Consider the following 17,881-nt stretch of genomic DNA (forward strand, 5'->3'; position numbering starts at 1 on the left):
TCCGTCACGACAAATCCCATTGATCCACTACTAATTTAATTCTTGTTTTATCTTTTTCCGCATTGATTTTCCGCGGCAGCAATACGGCATTGACCCGCTGCATTTCCTTGAAACTCACCCGCCAACCGGCCTGCATAAAACCATCAGCCCACTCTACAAACTGCTGCCGAGGATCAACCACCCCCAGCACCCAATATTTCAAAGCATTCACCGGCATCACAACGCCAAACTGCTCAGCCAACACATCTTCAACCGGCCCGCGAAACTCCTGCCGCTTATCACCGTCGTCGACAATCACCGTATCCGCCACAACCGTTATCAACAGCCGACCTTGCGCCAGCGGCCCGGTGAATTCGATATCATCCCGCTCCAGGTCATGTCGCCAATTGACCGACGCCGAAATAGAATCCCGCTCGTCCGCCAACGCCAAACGCCCCTCGAAATACCATTGCTTCTGTTGCTGCAAGGGCCGCATATCAGCCAATTGATAAACATCAATCGGCTTGTCCGACACCGAAGAGCAAGCCGTCAGCAGCAAAGCCGACAAAAACAATAGAATCCTATTAATTATCATTGCCCGTTTTGCAGAAAGCGCTTTTTAAATTCGAGCAAATACTCGTCATCGGGCGATTTTTTATAGACGCTATCGAAAAGCGCCTTAGCCTCTTTCTGCTCGCCCGTAGTCCACAACACCTCGGCAATATGCGCCGCAATTTCGTTTTCGGGCTGCTTCTCGTAGGCTTTGCGCAGATATTCCAAGGCTCGCTCGACCTTACCTAATTTAAACTGCAACCAACCATAACTGTCGATCACCACCGCCTCATCGGGCTGCAAGGCAATTGCGCGCTCCAAATATTTAGCCGCTTCGTCATAGCGTTGAGTTCTATCGGTCAAGGTATAGCCCAGCGCATTCAACGCGCCGACATCGTCCGGCTTCTTGTCCAGTATTTTTAACAAATCCGCTTCCAACACATCCAACTTGTCCAAGCGCTCGGCAACCAGGGCCCGGGCATACAGCACCTCCCGATTGTCCGGCACGTCTTTCAAGGCCTGCGTCAACACATCAAAGGCTTCCTGATATTTACTCAGTTGATTGTAAAGTTCAGCCTTCACCATCAATATTCGCAAATGCTGTTCCGGATATTTGCTATCCATCCGTTTGATGCGCGTCTCGACCTCGTCAAGCCGCTTTTGATTCATCAGCAAAGACACCGCCGCCATATCGGCATCGAAAGCGTAATTACCCTCACCCACCCTATCGAACCAAGTTAAGGCCTTATCGGGATGCTGCTGATCGAGTTCGATTTTGCCCAAATAAAAACTGGCCTGCCCTTCCCATTCCGGATTGCTCAGCAGTTTTTCAAGCACATTTTCGGCTTTATCAACCTGCCCCTGTTGCATATGGATCAGGGCCAGCGTGAATAAGGTTTCGGCATCGTCCGGTTTATCTTCGAGTACGCTCTGACACAGCTTGATGGCATCGTCGTAATCGCGACTGTTGATCAGCACCTCCAGCAACATTTTTCGAAGCTGTGCATCTTCCGGCGCTTGCTTGACGGCTTTTTCCAATAGCTCGCGGGCTTTCGGCAAATCGCCGGACCGGCCGGCCAATTGCGCTTGAAAAATCACCGCCTTATTCCAGTCGGGTGCTATCAGCAAGGCTTGATTGATTTTTTGTTGCGCCAACTCGTTATTCTGCAAAACCGACGCTAAAACCGCTTGCACGAAAAACACACTGGCTTGCGCCGGGTGCTCGTTCGCCACTTCCTCCAAGACATCGTAAGTAAACTGGGTGCGGCCTTCTTTTTCCAATAATTTACTCATTTCCAGCAAACCCGCCTCGAAACCGGCTGGATCGTCGGCTAACATCGCATTGATATTCTCAACCGCCGCATTCCGGTCGGCGTTTTTAATCGCCAACAACACGGCAAATTTTCTGGCCGCCAAATTCTTACCGTCCTTGGCCAACCAAACCGTCAATGCTTCACGAGTACGCTGCTCGTCTTTCAAAAACAGCCCGATTTTAACCGCCCTTTCCGCGATCCGGGGATCATCGACACGCTTGGCGGCTTGTAAATAGGCGTCCATCGCCAAATCGTACTGATTGCGCTGCCCAGCCAATTCAGCGGCCATCAACAAATACAGCACTTCTTCATCGATCACCGTATTGCGATTAACCCGGCTTTCCAGCCCCTCGGGCTTGTTCTCCGCACCCTGCGCTTCGGGTTCTTTCTCGGGCGATACCGCGCATCCGGATAAAGATAAAAATATTGCGATGGCTATCCATTTTTTCATGCAATCTATTGACCCATTTTTTGAGAAATTATTGACGATAGATTACCAGAAAAAGCCCCTGAATCGGACTGTCGTTTCATTGTATTTGGACAAAAACCGCGCATTCCTTAAAATATCGCACTTTTCTTGTGCTATTGTTCGCAACCGATGACTCTTCTTGCCGTAGGGATAAATTACAACACAGCGCCGGTCGCGGTCCGCGAGCGCTTGGCTTTCCCGACGGAAATCCTCGACAACACGCTGAAAAACCTATGGAATCTTCGCGAAATCAGCGAAGCGGCGATACTCTCGACTTGCAACCGCACCGAGTTCTATTGCCAGGCAGACAGCGACGACCAAACCTCGCTGGTCAACTGGATTGCCGACACCAAACAGATCAAACCCGCCGAATTTGCCCCTTATCTGTACAGCTATAAGGACAGCCAATCGATACGGCACATGTTCCGAGTCGCTTGCGGCCTGGATTCAATGATCCTGGGCGAGCCACAAATTCTCGGCCAAATGAAAACCGCCTACCATGCCGCATCTCAGGCCGGCACACTGGGTAGAAATCTCAGCAAATTGTTTCAACACACCTTTTCCGCCGCTAAAAAAGTCCGCACCGATACCGCCATCGGCTCCAGTCCGGTATCGGTAGCATTCGCCGCCGTGCAACTGGCCCAGCAAATTTTCGACAAACTCAGCGAGCAAACCGCGTTACTAATCGGCGCCGGCGAGACCATAGAACTCACAGCCCGCCACCTGCATCAACATGGCATCGGCCGCATCATCATCGCCAACCGTACCTACGACAAGGCCCACGCCCTGGCAATGCAGTTCAACGGCTACGCGATAGCGCTGTCTGAGCTGCCAATTCATTTAGCGGAAGCCGATATTGTGGTGTCCTCCACCGCCAGCCAACTGCCGATACTCGGCAAGGGCCGTGTGGAGAGCGCGATCAAAATCCGCAAGCATAAACCGATGTTTATGGTCGATCTGGCCGTGCCGCGCGACATCGAAGCCGAGGTTGCCCAATTGCGCGACGTGTATCTGTATACCGTCGACGACCTGCAAAACACCGTCAATCAAAACATGGATTCCCGCCGCCGCGCCGCCGAGCAGGCCGAGGAAATCATAGACACCCAAGTCGAACACTTCCTGGCCTGGCTGCGTTCGCAAGGCGCCCAGGAAACCATCCGCGATTACCGCACCCAGGCTCAACTCACCCGCGACGAGGCTTTGCAAAAAGCGCTGTTACAATTGAATGGTGGCGCGGCGGCCGAGGAAGTTTTACAGCGTTTGGCGCATACCTTGACCAATAAACTGATCCACACGCCCTGTGCGCAATTACGCGAGGCCGGCGCTAATGAACGCCACGACCTGATCGCCGCCTCCCGCGAAATTTTCAAATTACGTTAAACCACTCAATGAAATCCTCGATACAAACCAAACTGGAAAACCTCGGCGAACGCTTCGAGGAAATCACCGCGTTGCTGTCGCAACCAGAAGTGCAAAGCAATCAAAATCAATTTCGCAGCCTGAGCCAGGAATACGCACAAATAGAACCGCTAGTGGCCTGCTACAAAACCTATCAAGACAACGAAGCCAATCTGTCATCGGCTCAGGAAATGGCTAAAGACAGTGACCCAGAGCTGCGGGAAATGGCCAAAGAGGAAATCCAGGCTGCCGAGGCACAACGCGAGGAGTTGGTACAACAGCTGCAAATCCTGCTGCTGCCGAAGGACCCCAACGACAACCGTAACGTATTTCTGGAAGTACGAGCCGGCACAGGCGGCGACGAAGCGGCGATCTTCTCCGGCGATCTTGCGCGGATGTATCAACGCTATGCGGAAAGACAGGGTTGGAGCAGCGAGATCATCAACGAAAATCGCGGCGAACACGGTGGTTTCAAAGAGGTCATCATGCGTATCAGCGGCCAAAACGTCTATTCGCAATTAAAGTTTGAATCCGGCACCCACCGCGTGCAACGCGTGCCGGAAACCGAATCGCAAGGCCGCGTGCATACTTCGGCTTGCACCGTGGCGATCATGCCGGAAGTCGATGCGGTCGACGAAATCGACATCAACCCCGCAGACCTGCGCGTCGACACCTTCCGCGCTTCCGGCGCCGGCGGTCAGCACGTCAACCGCACCGAATCGGCGATCCGCATTACCCACATCCCGTCCGGCGTGGTCGTCGAATGTCAGGACGAACGCTCGCAGCACAAAAACCGCGCCCGCGCGATGTCGGTATTGCAAGCACGCCTGATGTCCGCCGCCCAAGAAAAACAACATGCCGAACAATCGGAAAGCCGTAAGCTGCAAGTCGGCAGCGGCGACCGTTCCGAGCGCATCCGCACCTACAACTACCCGCAAGGCCGGCTCACCGATCATCGCATCAATCTGACACTGTACAAGTTGGAAGAAATCATGGAAGGCGGGCTGGAACATGTGATTCAACCGCTGATTCATGAACATCAAGCGGAATTGCTGACCCAGTTGGGCAATGCCTAAGAACGAATGACCCGTCAGAGCGCAATAGCGAGTTCGGCCCTACCTATTTCTATCCGCGACTTACTGTCCATCGCGATAGAGCAGTTGGTAAAAAACTCGGACTCTGCCGAACTGGACGCGGAAGTATTGCTCTGCCACTGCCTGAACAAAAACCGCTCGTTTCTCCGAGCCTGGCCGGAACATCAACCCAGCCCGGCACAAATCGCCCAGTTTCAAATGCTGATAGAGCAACGCTGGCAAGGCAAACCTATAGCCTATTTAACCGGCCAGCGCGAATTCTGGTCGCGTAATTTCAAAGTCAGTCCCGATGTCCTGATCCCTCGGCCCGACACCGAATTGCTGATAGAACTCAGCTTAGCCCTGCTGCCGGCCGACCGGCCCTGCAAAACCATCGATCTCGGCACAGGCTCCGGGATTATCGCCATCACGCTGGCCGCGGAAAGACCGCTAGCGGATATAGTCGCCAGCGACCTTAGCGCGGCAGCTTTAGCAATCGCCCGCTACAATGCCGAGCGGCTCGACGCCGGTAACGTACGCTTTATACAATCGCATTGGTTCGACCGGATCGACGAAACCGGTTTTGATTTGGTGCTTAGCAATCCGCCCTACATCGCCAACGACGATCCGCATTTGCAGGAAGGGGATGTGCGTTTCGAACCCGATAGCGCCTTGATCAGCGCCGAAAACGGCTTGCAAGATATTCGCTTGATTGCCGAGCAAGCCCGCCGACACTTAAAAGACGGCGGCCAATTATTGATCGAACACGGTTACAATCAACAAACCGACGTACAAGCGATTTTTACTGCGTTGAACTACCGACAATTCACCACTCACGCCGATTTGTCCGGCAATCCCCGAGTAACGTCCGGAATATGGAACCCGATATGAACCACTTAGAAATCAGCCTGCCGCGCAAACTCACCAATCAATTGCTGCACTTGGCGCAACTGTCGCCGGAAGCCGAAGTCTGCGGCCTGATCGGCGCCGACAGCAACGGCATGCCGGTCAGCTGTTATCCAATCAGCAATAGTGCGAAAACGCCGAAAAATCGTTTCCTGCTCGAGGCCGGCCAGCAAATCGCCGCGATGAAACAGATGCGCGACAAAGGCGAAAGCCTGTTCGCGATTTACCATTCCCATCCGGACACTCCCGCCGTGCCGTCCGCTACCGACATCGAACAAGCCAGTTATCCGGAAGCGCTACATTTGATTATTTCCTTGAACACCAAGGGCGTGCTGGAATTGCGCGGCTTCAAGATCACCGGCCAAACCGTCACCGAAGCGGTACTGAATTTGATCGAGGCCTAAAGCCTACTTGCACTTCAAATGGTACTTCTGCACCCGGTAGCGCAGGGTTTCCCTGGTGGTACCCAACATTCTGGCCGCGGCCGTGACGTTTTCGTCGGTGCGGTTCAAGACTTCCTGAATCAGATACTTCTCCATATCCTGCAAGCTCAAGCTGCCGTCCAACGGCAGGAAGATGCCGTTCTCGCTGTGTTGTGCGGCCGGCTTCGCCGACACATTGGGTAGCTGTAGCCACTGTTCGGGAAAATCGTCGTCGTACGCCAACAATACGCAACGCTCCAACACATTGCGCAATTCGCGGACGTTCCCCGGCCAGTCGTAGCGTTTTAATAGCTCCCAGGTCTGCCGGGAAATGTTTCTGACGTTTTTCGCGGATTTTCGATTGCTCTCAGCAATAAACATCGGCACCAACTCGTCCAGGTCCTCTTTATGCTCCCGAAGAGCCGGCACCCGCAAACTCATCACGTTCAGCCGGTGATACAAATCGCTACGAAATAAACCTTGTTCCACCTTTTGCACCAAATCCAGATTAGTCGCCGCGATAATCTGCACATCGATGGCAAACTCGGCCTCGCTACCCAAGCGGCGAATCCGTAAATCTTCTACGGCCGTCAACAGCTTGGCTTGCAACTCCAAATCCATCTCGCCGATTTCATCAAGAAACAAGGTGCCGGTGTGGGCTTGCTCGAACAGGCCGCGATGCCGTTTCTTGGCGCCGGTAAATGCCCCGGCTTCGTAACCGAACAACTCCGATTCCAATAGTTCTCGCGGCAGTGCCGCGCAATTGATTTCAATCAGCGGCGCCCTGGAACGACTACCGCTGGCATGCAAAATACGGGCGACCAAACCTTTGCCGGTGCCGGTCTCGCCGGAAATAATCAGACTGGAAAACGGCACCCTGGCCATCTGCGCCACCATACTGCGCAGCCTGGTGGCGACGGGACTGCTGCCGATCAAGGCATCGACCGTGTAACGTTTGCTCTGCACTTCGGTCTGCTGCTGCAGACGGCGCTGGGCCCTGGCACTACGCGCCGCACCTTCCACCAGCAGATTCAAGCGTTCCAGCTCGCAGGGCTTTTCGACGAAATCGTAAGCACCCAGCCGTACCGCTCTGACCGAATCGGCGACACTGCCGTAACCGGTCAGAAACACCCATTCGCTGCTGCCGATTTGATCCTTGGTTCTCTCAAGTAAATCCAAGGCGTTACCGTCGGGCAAATTCATATCCGACAACACCACCAAAGGATCGATCACTTGACTCAGCAAATGCCGCTCGGCTTGTTGCAGGGTTTCCGTGACCGTTACTTCCCAGTTTTTTTTTCGAAAAAACCGGGCCAGCTCGGAACCGAGCAATGCTTCGTCTTCAATAATCAGCAGGGTATCGGGCATATGAGTTTCAGTGCTCCCAAGACGCTAAGTCTTCGATTGGTTCAAGATGAGTGTCGATATCGATGTTGTCGAACTTATCCATGATTTGCCGCTCCATGCTTTCCAGCAAATCGTGGCCTTGCTGTACCGTCCAACTACCCGGCACCAGCACATGCACCGACATAAACCGCCGGGCACCGGCATAGCGGGTACGCAAGGCATGGTAGGCAATACCGTCGCTGACCACAAACTGTTCCAATACCGCGACGATTTCGGCGATTTCCTCGGCCGACAATGCCGCGTCCAGCAAACCGGCCACGGTACGCCGGATCAATTGCAGCCCGGCCCAGACGATATGCAGCGCCACGCCGATGGCGATGATGGGATCGAGAATTTCCCAGCCGTTCAGGCCCAATTGTTTGGCAAACGCTAAAGTCGCTTCGAAACGATTCGCCACCGAAATGACCGCGATGCCGATCAAAATACCGACCGTGGTCCAAACATCAGTCATCAGATGCTTGCCGTCGGCTTCCAGCGTAATCGATTGCCGGCGCCGGCCGACTCCGATCAAAATGCGGGCGACGAATAAATTAATCAGCGAGGCGAACACCGAAACCGCAATCCCCAGATCCAGCTGATGCAATAGCTGCGGGTGCCACAAGCGTTCCCAAGCCGCGTAAGCGATGCTGAAAGCCGCCAGCAAGATCATGATGCCTTCGGCGCCGCTGGAAAAATATTCAACCTTCTCATGGCCGTAAGCATGGGTATCGTCTGGCGGCCGCGCGGAAATGGTCAGCACTATCAACATGATGACTGCCGCCACCAGATTAATCAGCGATTCCAAGGCATCGGACAACAGGCCGACTGAGCCGGTCAGCAAATAGGCATAGCTTTTCAGAGCGATGGTGCTGACGGCCGCCATGATGGACAGCCAACCGTATAATGTGAGGGATTTTTGTGGGCTACTCATAAGGCTTGGTAAGCGCTTGAAAGGGCCGATAGTCTAACAGACTCGCTAGCCCAAAATCCGGCCTGCCACAATTTATGCCACCGGAAAGGTCAATGTCACACTGGCATGGCCTTGCGCGTCGTTTTGCAGTTGCATCCGGCCTTGATGATCCTTAACGAAACGCTGCACCATTGCCAATCCCAGCCCGCTGCCACCGTCTTTCAGGCTGACGAAAGGCCTGATGCCGTGTTGCAGAAAAGCCTCGCTAAAGCCCGGTCCGCTATCGCTAATCGTCAATTCCAAGCGGCCGTTTTCGGCAATCGCCGTAACATTGACCTCGCCGCTATCGTGGCCAATGGCCTGTAGCGAATTCAGCAGCAAATTCAGCAACACTTGCCGAAACTCGCTTTCCGGCAAAAACACATATAAATCCTCGGCCACATGATCGTTAAAAACGATATTTTCGCGGGCCTGATATTTCAACAACATTAATAATTCTGCCAACACTTGGCGCACGGCGATCCTTTGTGAGGATTCGCCGTTGCTGCGAGCCGAAGCCAGCAGATCGTTGAGATTACGCGTCAAGCGCTGTACTTCCCGATAAACCAACTGCATGCGTTCGGCAAGTTCGGCATCCTGACACTCCGACAGCATATTCTCCAAAGCCAACTGAATGCTGGCCAGCGGATTGCGCAACTCGTGCGCGGTGCTGGCGGCCAGTTCCGCCAACGCCGCCAACTTTTCCGCCCTGGCCAGTTGCTGGCTACGCTCCAGCAGCGCGTGACTGGTCTGCCTGACCCGATATTCCAACAGGGCGGTATGCTCCAGATGCTCCTGCTCCAGCTCCAGCAAGCGGGACACCAAATGGTTATAACGGTCGAACAAGGCATGCATCAACGGGTCGGATGTGTCGTGCGCAATCGGCTTCATCTCGCCCTCGGCCAGCCCGGACAACAGCTCTTTTAACGAATCCAGCGGTTCCAGCACATTGGTCCGGAAGAAATAACGCACGATCCACAACAACAGCAAGGGCAGGATAACCGCCAATTGCATCTCCAACTGGCCGTCGTCTTCAATGTTGATCAACAGCCGTTCTTCCTCCTGCGCCTGCTGATCCAGCACCTCCCTAATCAATTGCAAAGCCTTGACCAGATTGGCCTGGTCGCCTTGCACGGCCTTAGCGAACACTTCCTGCAATTGTTGCAAGTTGGCCGGTATCGAACGGTTGTAGTCCTGCAAACTGCCGATCAGCTGAGCTTGAATCTCCGCCAACTGGATTTTTTCCGACTCGGTCACCTGTTGATTGGTGGAAATGGTCAATTGCAGTTGCAGCAACTCGAACAACGTATCTTCCAGATGATGACCGCGGCCGATGTCGCGTTCTATGGTGTGGATCCGTTGGTCGTTGACCCAAGTCAATCGGCCTATCGCCAACAGTTCGCCGATCACCAGTAAACCCAACACAAGGCTGACGAAAATAACCGGGCGAAACAGCAACTGGCGCATGGTGGGATACATAGTTAAACCAGAATAGTTAATGAAATTATGACGAAAATATTATCTCTCACCACCGATTCCTTTTGGTTAATATAAGCCTAGTGACGCCACGTTTTCATTTCAGTGCCCTTACACTCCCTTAAGCCTTACAACATGGAAACAAACCTAGCCAAAGCATGGTTTAAACCCAAAGGACTCCCTTGAATCCCAACTTTTCCATCCATCCGAACAACTTCAACTCCTTGATGTTGTTTGGCTTGAGCCTAGTCAATTATGCCTTGCTGTATTGGGCCAATATTTTGTTGGCTCGTCATCTGACTATCGATGCTTTTGACGATTTCAGCGTGGCAACTTCCGTCATCGCTTTGCTATCGACCCTGGCCACCTTGGGACTGGAAAAATATGCCCTGCGTCAGATTGCTTTGTGTATAGAGCGCGAAAACTGGCCCAGGCTGCGCGGCTTCTGGGTGTTTTCGTTGCGTACCATCCTGTTGTTCAGCCTATTCTTGATGGGCTTGCTCAGCGTAGGCCTAGAAGCCTTTCTAGCCTGGCAAAATGCCGATTTGCACATTGCCATAGTAATTTATGCCGGCTTTCTGCCAGTGATTGCGCTGTGTCTGTTCTTGATCGAAGTCATTACCGTATTCGGTGCGCAAATTCTCTCCCTGGTCTTGTATCGTTTTTTCCTGCCCGCCGTATTTTTACTGCTGTTGCTCAGTTTAAGCGACTTTCAAATCGAACTAACGGCGGTTTCCGCGGTACTTTGTTTTGGTACCGCTTGGTGTCTGACATTGATATTGATGATAGTAACGGCACGAGCCGCCAGTCCCAGAGGACTGCATCGGATTGACGCCGATCTGAAACGTAAAAGCCGATGGCTAAAAAAGTCACTGCCGTTAATGATCAGCAGTTTGATGATGACCATGCTGACCAACGGCGGCACTATCATTCTGGAAATTCTCCATCCATCCGAAGCCGTGGTGGGCATTTATGCAATCGCCATGCAAACCACGGCGTTGATTTCATTGATAGGCACCTCGACCAATCGCTATTATCTACCTATGCTGGTGGTTTTGCTGGAGCGCCGCGATCAGGTTGGCATCAAAGCCCTGCAAGTTAAACGCATGCGCCTGATTGCCGCCTTTGTCGGGGCTTTTCTGGGCATCATCGGTCTATGGGGCCAGGAAATACTCTATCTGTTCGGCGCCACCTTTGCGAGCGGTTATACAGCTTTACTCATCAGCGCGATTGGCGCAGCGTTTTGTACCTTGTTTTCCGATTCGCCCTACTATCTCCAGTTCATGGGACGCAATCGTCTGGTAGTTGGGTTGATCACGTTAGCCGCTATCGGCATGATCGGCCTGAGTTTTATTTTTGGCTTTCTCTACGGCGCCAGCGGGGTTGCAATCGCTTACACATTGCCAACCATATTGCTGTTCGCCAGCCTGAAGTGGCTGGCCTATCGGCATATGCGCAAGCTATTCGCCGTTAATGCTCAAGCGTGAACTCTCCCCGCACCACTTTAAAACAAGCGACGGTGCCTATCATTTCGTTGGCGGTCAGCAAATAATGCTCGCCGTTGTTTTCGAAATGGGCGACACCTTCCGGCGAGCGGCTTTCTTCACCGGGAATCTTGCCCAGCGCCACCGTCTTGGGATGCTTGGGGTCGACCAAGGCAATCAGTACCAAGGCATCGGCACGCTCCATGCCTACTACCGCCCAAGGTTGGCCATCCATTTCAAACGTCACCACTCCTTCCGGTTCGGCGCCTTTTTTGTTGCTGCGCCGCTCGGGATAAACACCGTGAGCAAAGCTGATTTCATCGAGCTGATTGCCGGTATCGGCGACGAAATCGCCGGTTTTGGCGTCGAACACGCTGACAGTCCTACCGCCGCTTTGTAACGGTTCTTCGCCATCTTGCACTTCGGTATCGGTATCGCCTTCGTCGGCGGTGACGAAATAACGGCCATCCGGCGTCAAGGCAATCCCGTCCGGTTCGCGCAAGGCCATCACCGACTGATTAAATTCCACCCAGCCATTTGACTTGCGGTCGGCACCGTGTTCGGCGATCCCCATATTGAAATACCCTAATATCCGCCCATTCGTCACGTCCACTTCGGCTACTTCATTGGTTTCCTGCAGTGTCACATAAGCTCTCGATGCATCGGGCGACAGGGCAATATATTCGGGTTCCAATAAGGTTTTCGAGTCGCTGGCGACAGGAATCCGGATTTTGGCTTCGCCCTTGGTTTCGTTCGCATACACATCGGTGCCCTCGAAACGGCCGATTTTGACTTTCTTGTTTTCAATCGCGCCATTGCCGTCGAAATCGGTTTTTTTACTGATCTTGCCATCGCCGTCCCAGTCGATTTCCCGCTCCAGAAAATGGCCTTTTTCCGCGACGATAAAACCTTCCCTATGCGTGACATCCGCCAACTCGATATTGGCGTTGGCTTTCACTTTGGCATTTTTATCCAGATGGATGATAGAAATGCTGCCCTCGGCGGAAAAAAAATCGCCAGTCTGTTTATCGAACGAAAACTCCTCGCCTTCGTTGGCGACCAACGCGGCGCCACCATCCTTGGAAAACACCACCGCATCCGGCCCGAAACCCACTTCTACACGATCCAGCAAGGCCCCGCTGCTGGCGGAACGAATTTCCAAACGGCCTCTGTTATTGCCGGCGTCGATCACGGCCGCGAACACATCTAGCGACGGATGAAATGCCACCGAGGTAAACTCCTCGCCCTTGTGCAAACCCAGATTAAACCGGTTCAGGCGCGTGATTTTTCCGGGCTGGCTGACATCCAGTACATCGGCCTCGCCGGTATCAAAATTGCTCAATACCGCCCGCAGGGTCTGTTGCTGGACACTGACGATCTCGGTGCCTTTGTCGTGTCCGGAGTAATAAAGGCAATGCGGCTGCAATTGCCACTGACTGGTGGCCGGGCCCGTGACCGGATGCTCCGCACAACTCGACAGCAGCAACATCGCAAGCAACAGATGGTTCTTTTTCAAGAGTGTCTCCAAATAAAAATAAGATTGACGCCAAGGCCTTGCATCTTAACGCAAACATTAAACACAAAAAAAGCCGCACCAAGTTGCCTCGGCGCGGCTTGAGCCTGACTGGAAAATCAACCGATTAGAATGCCAACTGACCGCGCAGCATAAAGGTATCAACATTAGGTTCGCCGCCGCCTACCGTTCTGATCGGTGAGCCGCTCATATCCAAGGTCTTGTTGTAGTCAGCCATGAAGCGGATATTGCTGTTCAAGTACCAGTTCAATGCCACGGTCATATTGGACAGCTGCCCGCCTCTGATATTACCGCTGTTCAAATCAGCCTCAGAGTAACGACCGGCCAGTTCCCATGCGCCCCAAGTACCATTTTTCAAGCTAAATACTTTGTTGGGTTCCACTTTATAAAATTTGCCGTTTTTGTACTTGCGCGATTCGCCGGTGATGGTCCATGAAGCTTCGGTGTACCAGCCATTAAATTCGGCGTTATCGCCGCCATTTTTACGATCGAGCCACATTTGCGTGTATTCACCACCGATCGTAAATGGTCCATAGAGGGCGTTGGCTTCCAAGCCGACCATTTGGATAGCATTGATGCCTGTGATGTTTCCGGTATCGATCAGATTGAGGTTGGACATGTGCGAGGTTTCCGAGCGCAATCTCAGTGCGTGATCGGTGACTTGATCGTTGGCATTCGGATCGCGATAGTTACCCGCCACACCCAAATGGATTAACTTGGTTTTCTCGTTGATCGGTGCATAGGTCCAACGTGTGCTGATACCCCAACCTTCATCCGCCTTATTGTTTTGACTATTGGCAGTCACAGTATCGCCGTAGACACCCACCTGCCCAGTCCAGTCTTTATGCATCGATGCGACATTAAGACCGATAGCCCGGTCAACGGTTGGAGCATTCAGGGAATCCATCAATGAACGTTCCATGAACATCATGTCATTCGAGCTTTCCTGCAACTCGCGACTGAAAGCTTGTTTTTGTTGACCCGCCGTGAACTCAAAATCTTTTAAGCCTTTATACATGATAAACATGTCTTTGACCGCGACGCTATTGTCGGCAAAATCCACCTGGCTCTTGAAATCCCAGTCTTTGTAGAAAGTACCCAGAAACTCCATCCGTGCCCGACGCATTTCGGTACCGTCATTGGCTTCGACATGTGTTGCACCACTTAGCAGGTTATCGTCACCGCTGGTGTACGATGCATCGGCATGAATACGGCCACCGAGTCTGAATTTGAAATCCTTGTCAGCGGATTCAAATTGCACGCCTTTATTGTCTAATTTGACTTTCACGTTCTCTTCATCTGATTTCGCATGCTCATCCAGTGCTTTAAGCGCATTGTCTTTCAGCGCCAAATCTTCCTTGATTTGTTGAATCTCGGCTTTTTGCGCCGCCGTGTCTTCGACTTTTTCGAACGAACCCAGTTTGGAACGGCCCGGACCTGGCTCGGCAAAAATTTGCTTGGTTTTAGAGTCCACGTATAAGTCCAGCGCCATGGCATCAACACAGACACCCGAGCCAATGACAGTCGCCACTGCTAGGCTCAGTTTAGAAAGTTTCATCAAGATTCTCCAAAATTTAAATAAATCAATGCGTTAACTCGAAGATCATCACGATCAGCAAGCTTGGTGCGCATTGTATGGAGGCAATATGACAACTTTGTGACAATACGAATTTAGATTGCGCTGCCGTTGCTTTTTTGCGACAGCGCAGACACTTTGCCTGCCAATCGATAGCGTGTCGTTAGCAAGAACGGCGCAATTCGAGGAGCGCCCTGTCACATTTCGGCAACATTTAAGCGAGTCGCGGGGCTTGAGCCGAACCGGCAGGCAATGCCGTTACCTGTAGGTGCGAATTTATTCGCACTAAGGGCGCGCTAAAGGTCGAATAAATTCGACCCTACGGCCGGTCCAACTCTTGACTTAGTCGCATTGGCCTACGAGGGAGGGCAACGCCAACTTGCCGGCGTTTGCTTTAGATGGTGGGGTAAAACAGCTTAAAAATGATTTCGAACTCGTCACTGGTTTTATCGAGAATAAAACTGATTTGTTCGGGCGACAGGTTCAAGGCGCTGACGGAGAAAGCGTCGTAAGGGTTTTCGATACGGCTTAAACAATTGGCCAATCTGACCATGGCAGCAAGATCGGAATAAGCGCCGATGTGGTCCGGAAAACAGTGCAAGCGGATGCTTTCCACTACCACTTCCGGTAATTTCCATAAGCGGCACAGCTCCGCGCCTGTCTGAAAATGATCGAAACCGATGACCGCCTGTTCGATACTGACTTCATCGTCAACCGCCAGATGCATTTGCGATTGCAATAATAAATCCACTTCTCGAGCCAATACCGGGATCCGCCGGTAAAATACCAGCTGGCCGATGTTGTGCACCAAACCGCATAAAAATGCAGTGTCCACGTACGACTTGCCGAACTGAATATCCAACTCCCTGGTAATCAGCGCGCAACGCAGGTTTCTGGCCCAGAAATCGTGTATCGAAAAATGTTGGCCCGGCAGGTTGGAGAAGCGGTCGACGATCACCGTACCCAGTACCAAATTATACAACTCGCGGGAACCGATCAAAGTGATAGCCTTGGCTATTGAGGTCACTTGCGACGGAAAGCCATAAAATGCGCTATTGACTATTTTTAATAACTTCATGGCCAACGCCGCGTCGTCCTCGATCACAAACGCGGCATCCTTGGCGGTTTTACTGGGATCATCGACTATTTTCTTCAACAAAAAATAGACGTTGGGTGGCGACGCTAGTTGTAAATCGCCTCTAAGCAAGTCCGCTGCAGTCAAGGTGGATGTTGAGGAATCTATCATCAATAATTCTAAAAAATTAAATTTACACCTATACTGAAAAGCAATAGCATAGAAACGACTTTAAGTCCTGCGCTTAAACCTAGACCATTTCAATGGAAATACAACCCCCCCTAATCCCGACCCTCCTCCATAGCCCATGTTGATAGCTCCCGTGTTTATGAAGACTCCTGGACGGCTCTATGACGATTGCCAGTGAAGCGCTGAAAGAAAAACTGATCATCATCGCGGAGCACAATGAAATCTCCGCACAAAAAATTGTTACTACTTTAAAAGCCAAAGGTTATACGGATATCCGCCTGGCAAGCAATGGCGATGAGATTTATCAGCTCATCAAGCCGTACAGCGATCAGCCCGAGGCAATCGGCCTACTGGTCTTGAATGCCTCTCTACCGGGATGCAAAGCGCAGGAAATATGCGAAAGCCTTGCCAGTACCCGCGCGGCGTCCTTTATTCCAGTGGTGATTCTAAATGACGACGACTTTATCTGCGACTTCGACCACTGCCGTTCCCCGTGCGGCGACTGCCTGACTTACAAAATAAACACACCGGTTAACACTCAGGAATTACTACTCGCCGTCAAATTTTTATTGAGTTTGAAACTAGAACGTCAATTACGCCTCCGGCAAGAAGAGCAATTGATCAACGAACTGGCGGCCAAAAACGTTATCGATGCCAAGCTTAAGTTTCTAATCGCTCACGACGAGCTCACCGGCCTGTTCAATCGCAGCAGCTTCGAGCGTCAGCTCAGATTAATCCTTAACCGCAGCAATAAGACCCAAAAAGACGGCGCGCTGTTATTTATCGATGTCGACCGCTTTAGCCTGATCAACGAACTGGAGGGCTTTGAGGTGGGCGACCGACTGCTGGTCGAACTCGCGATTTTAGTCAGAAAACAGGTGCCGCCCGGCAGTTTGTTTGCCCGGATCGGTGCCGACGAATTTTGCTTGTTTCTTGAAAACAAGACCAAAAAACAAGCTCAAACTCTAGCTGAAACGATAAAATACACCGTCGATAACTTTAGGTTCTTTACCGGAGAAGTCTGCTACAGCGCCTCGGTTTCGATCGGCATCGCCACTCTCGATAACGCCATTTCCGCATTTCATCCCGGCGAGATGATCCTGCACGCCCGCCAAGCCTGTAATTTCGCCAAAAGCAATGGCCGTGACAATATTTGGATCTATAGCAGCGAAGATCTTAGCGTCCAGGAAAGGCGGCGGGATATTTACTGGGTACCATTGATTCGTAAAGCCTTACGGGAAAACCATTTGTTCCTGGTTTTCCAGCCGGTGGTGCAATTGAGCGACGGTTATATATCCCATTACGAAGTACTGCTGAGGATGCGTAGCGAAAGCAATGACCTTATCACACCCGATCAATTTATCCCGGTGGCGGAACGAACCGGTTTGATCCACGGCATTGACCTCTGGGTGGTTGAAAATGCCATCGATTTTCTGGCGGCACTTCCTGCGTATATGTCCCATGTGTCGTTGGCTATCAACCTGTCCAGCTCCGCTTTTCAGTATCCGGATCTGTTATCGACCATCAGCGATAAGCTGGAGATGTCTTGGGTCGATGCCGGCCGGCTAACTTTCGAGATTACCGAAACGGCCGCCGTCGATAATTTCGAAAATACCCGGCATATGATTAACAAAATTCGGGCGCTGGGCTGTAAATTTGCACTGGATGATTTCGGCGCCGGCTTTTGTTCTTTCAATTATCTGAAAACCTTTCCGGTCGATTACGTGAAAATCGACGGCCAGTTCATTAGAAACTTACTCGATAATGAAACCGACCAAATCCTGGTCAGATCAATGGTGGAAATTGCCGCGAAACTCGGCAAAAAAACCATCGCCGAATTTGTCGAATCACCCGGCACCGCGCTGAAATTGAGAGAAATAGGCGTTAATTTCGGACAGGGCTACGCCTTTGGCAAACCTGACCGGAATTTGCTGGATAGCAAAGTCTCTATAGCCATTTTGCAGGCTGCACAACAGTCTCCCTTGCTGATAAATTAATGTCCATCTTTAGAAAGATTTAGCCTTTACAAGGAATTGGGTATTAGTTTACCGAGTTGACTTGCTCTGGTATATTCGCCTTCGGTGTATACACTTGTCATCA

14 protein-coding genes are annotated in these 17,881 nt (G+C 51.9%); 6 read left to right on the forward strand and 8 right to left on the reverse strand.

The features are described from left to right. Positions 1-4 precede the first annotated feature (4 nt). The gene (lolB, locus tag QZJ86_RS17190; RefSeq protein WP_301671704.1) at positions 5-574 is read right to left on the reverse strand and encodes a lipoprotein insertase outer membrane protein LolB; all 570 of its coding nucleotides are present in this window, start codon (positions 572-574) and stop codon (positions 5-7) included. After that, complete coding sequence (locus tag QZJ86_RS17195; RefSeq protein ID WP_301671705.1) at positions 571-2,295, reverse strand: tetratricopeptide repeat protein; 1,725 nt, start codon at positions 2,293-2,295, stop codon at positions 571-573. The genes lolB and QZJ86_RS17195 overlap by 4 nt, the downstream gene beginning before the upstream one ends. 147 nt (positions 2,296-2,442) lie before the next feature. Here QZJ86_RS17195 and hemA point away from each other — a divergent pair, with 147 nt between their 5' ends. From hemA to QZJ86_RS17215, 4 genes are read left to right on the forward strand one after another with little or no spacing between them, the layout of a single operon-like run. Next, complete coding sequence (gene hemA / locus QZJ86_RS17200) at positions 2,443-3,693, forward strand: glutamyl-tRNA reductase (protein WP_301671706.1); 1,251 nt, start codon at positions 2,443-2,445, stop codon at positions 3,691-3,693. An 8-nt stretch (positions 3,694-3,701) separates the two neighbouring features. Then, on the forward strand, positions 3,702-4,787 hold the full coding sequence (gene prfA / locus QZJ86_RS17205; RefSeq protein ID WP_301671707.1) for a peptide chain release factor 1: 1,086 nt from the start codon (positions 3,702-3,704) through the stop codon (positions 4,785-4,787). A 6-nt stretch (positions 4,788-4,793) separates the two neighbouring features. Beyond that, the gene (gene prmC, locus QZJ86_RS17210) at positions 4,794-5,675 is read left to right on the forward strand and encodes a peptide chain release factor N(5)-glutamine methyltransferase (RefSeq protein WP_301671708.1); all 882 of its coding nucleotides are present in this window, start codon (positions 4,794-4,796) and stop codon (positions 5,673-5,675) included. Beyond that, the gene (locus QZJ86_RS17215; RefSeq protein WP_301671709.1) at positions 5,672-6,094 is read left to right on the forward strand and encodes a M67 family metallopeptidase; all 423 of its coding nucleotides are present in this window, start codon (positions 5,672-5,674) and stop codon (positions 6,092-6,094) included. The genes prmC and QZJ86_RS17215 overlap by 4 nt, the downstream gene beginning before the upstream one ends. A gap of 3 nt (positions 6,095-6,097) precedes the next feature. Here QZJ86_RS17215 and QZJ86_RS17220 read toward each other — a convergent pair whose 3' ends face one another. From QZJ86_RS17220 to QZJ86_RS17230, 3 genes are all read right to left on the reverse strand, one after another. Then, positions 6,098-7,480 carry a sigma-54-dependent transcriptional regulator gene (locus QZJ86_RS17220; protein WP_301671710.1) on the reverse strand — a complete coding sequence of 461 codons (1,383 nt, stop codon included), beginning with the start codon at positions 7,478-7,480 and terminating at the stop codon, positions 6,098-6,100. A gap of 7 nt (positions 7,481-7,487) precedes the next feature. Continuing rightward, positions 7,488-8,429 carry a cation diffusion facilitator family transporter gene (locus QZJ86_RS17225; RefSeq protein WP_301671711.1) on the reverse strand — a complete coding sequence of 314 codons (942 nt, stop codon included), beginning with the start codon at positions 8,427-8,429 and terminating at the stop codon, positions 7,488-7,490. A 72-nt stretch (positions 8,430-8,501) separates the two neighbouring features. Further along, on the reverse strand, positions 8,502-9,926 hold the full coding sequence (locus QZJ86_RS17230; protein WP_301671712.1) for a sensor histidine kinase: 1,425 nt from the start codon (positions 9,924-9,926) through the stop codon (positions 8,502-8,504). A 179-nt stretch (positions 9,927-10,105) separates the two neighbouring features. On the opposite strand from QZJ86_RS17230, the gene QZJ86_RS17235 reads away from it, so the two are divergent. After that, a complete protein-coding gene (locus QZJ86_RS17235; protein WP_301671713.1) occupies positions 10,106-11,410 on the forward strand; it encodes a lipopolysaccharide biosynthesis protein in 1,305 nt (434 codons plus the stop codon). Here QZJ86_RS17235 and QZJ86_RS17240 read toward each other — a convergent pair. The 3 genes from QZJ86_RS17240 to QZJ86_RS17250 form a co-directional block, all read right to left on the reverse strand. Beyond that, on the reverse strand, positions 11,394-12,923 hold the full coding sequence (locus QZJ86_RS17240; RefSeq protein ID WP_301671714.1) for a choice-of-anchor I domain-containing protein: 1,530 nt from the start codon (positions 12,921-12,923) through the stop codon (positions 11,394-11,396). The genes QZJ86_RS17235 and QZJ86_RS17240 overlap by 17 nt on opposite strands. Positions 12,924-13,047: 124 nt before the next feature. Next, positions 13,048-14,499, reverse strand: coding sequence for an OprO/OprP family phosphate-selective porin (locus QZJ86_RS17245; RefSeq protein WP_301671715.1), 1,452 nt, complete (start codon positions 14,497-14,499; stop codon positions 13,048-13,050). 412 nt (positions 14,500-14,911) lie between these two features. After that, positions 14,912-15,763 carry an HDOD domain-containing protein gene (locus tag QZJ86_RS17250; RefSeq protein ID WP_301671716.1) on the reverse strand — a complete coding sequence of 284 codons (852 nt, stop codon included), beginning with the start codon at positions 15,761-15,763 and terminating at the stop codon, positions 14,912-14,914. A gap of 179 nt (positions 15,764-15,942) precedes the next feature. Here QZJ86_RS17250 and QZJ86_RS17255 point away from each other — a divergent pair, with 179 nt between their 5' ends. Continuing rightward, complete coding sequence (locus QZJ86_RS17255) at positions 15,943-17,778, forward strand: EAL domain-containing protein (RefSeq protein ID WP_301671717.1); 1,836 nt, start codon at positions 15,943-15,945, stop codon at positions 17,776-17,778. The last annotated feature ends 103 nt before the right edge of the window (positions 17,779-17,881 follow it).

This window comes from Methylomonas montana (genome assembly GCF_030490285.1).
GTDB lineage: Bacteria > Pseudomonadota > Gammaproteobacteria > Methylococcales > Methylomonadaceae > Methylomonas > Methylomonas montana.

Bases quoted from the DNA above. Each gene is read 5' to 3' on its own strand.
- lolB (WP_301671704.1), bottom strand. From the start codon at position 574: ATGATAATTAATAGGATTCTATTGTTTTTGTCGGCTTTGCTGCTGACG.
- QZJ86_RS17195 (WP_301671705.1), bottom strand. From the start codon at position 2,295: ATGAAAAAATGGATAGCCATCGCAATATTTTTATCTTTATCCGGATGC.
- hemA (WP_301671706.1), top strand. From the start codon at position 2,443: ATGACTCTTCTTGCCGTAGGGATAAATTACAACACAGCGCCGGTCGCG.
- prfA (WP_301671707.1), top strand. From the start codon at position 3,702: ATGAAATCCTCGATACAAACCAAACTGGAAAACCTCGGCGAACGCTTC.
- prmC (WP_301671708.1), top strand. From the start codon at position 4,794: ATGACCCGTCAGAGCGCAATAGCGAGTTCGGCCCTACCTATTTCTATC.
- QZJ86_RS17215 (WP_301671709.1), top strand. From the start codon at position 5,672: ATGAACCACTTAGAAATCAGCCTGCCGCGCAAACTCACCAATCAATTG.
- QZJ86_RS17220 (WP_301671710.1), bottom strand. From the start codon at position 7,480: ATGCCCGATACCCTGCTGATTATTGAAGACGAAGCATTGCTCGGTTCC.
- QZJ86_RS17225 (WP_301671711.1), bottom strand. From the start codon at position 8,429: ATGAGTAGCCCACAAAAATCCCTCACATTATACGGTTGGCTGTCCATC.
- QZJ86_RS17230 (WP_301671712.1), bottom strand. From the start codon at position 9,926: ATGTATCCCACCATGCGCCAGTTGCTGTTTCGCCCGGTTATTTTCGTC.
- QZJ86_RS17245 (WP_301671715.1), bottom strand. From the start codon at position 14,499: ATGAAACTTTCTAAACTGAGCCTAGCAGTGGCGACTGTCATTGGCTCG.
- QZJ86_RS17250 (WP_301671716.1), bottom strand. From the start codon at position 15,763: ATGATAGATTCCTCAACATCCACCTTGACTGCAGCGGACTTGCTTAGA.
- QZJ86_RS17255 (WP_301671717.1), top strand. From the start codon at position 15,943: ATGACGATTGCCAGTGAAGCGCTGAAAGAAAAACTGATCATCATCGCG.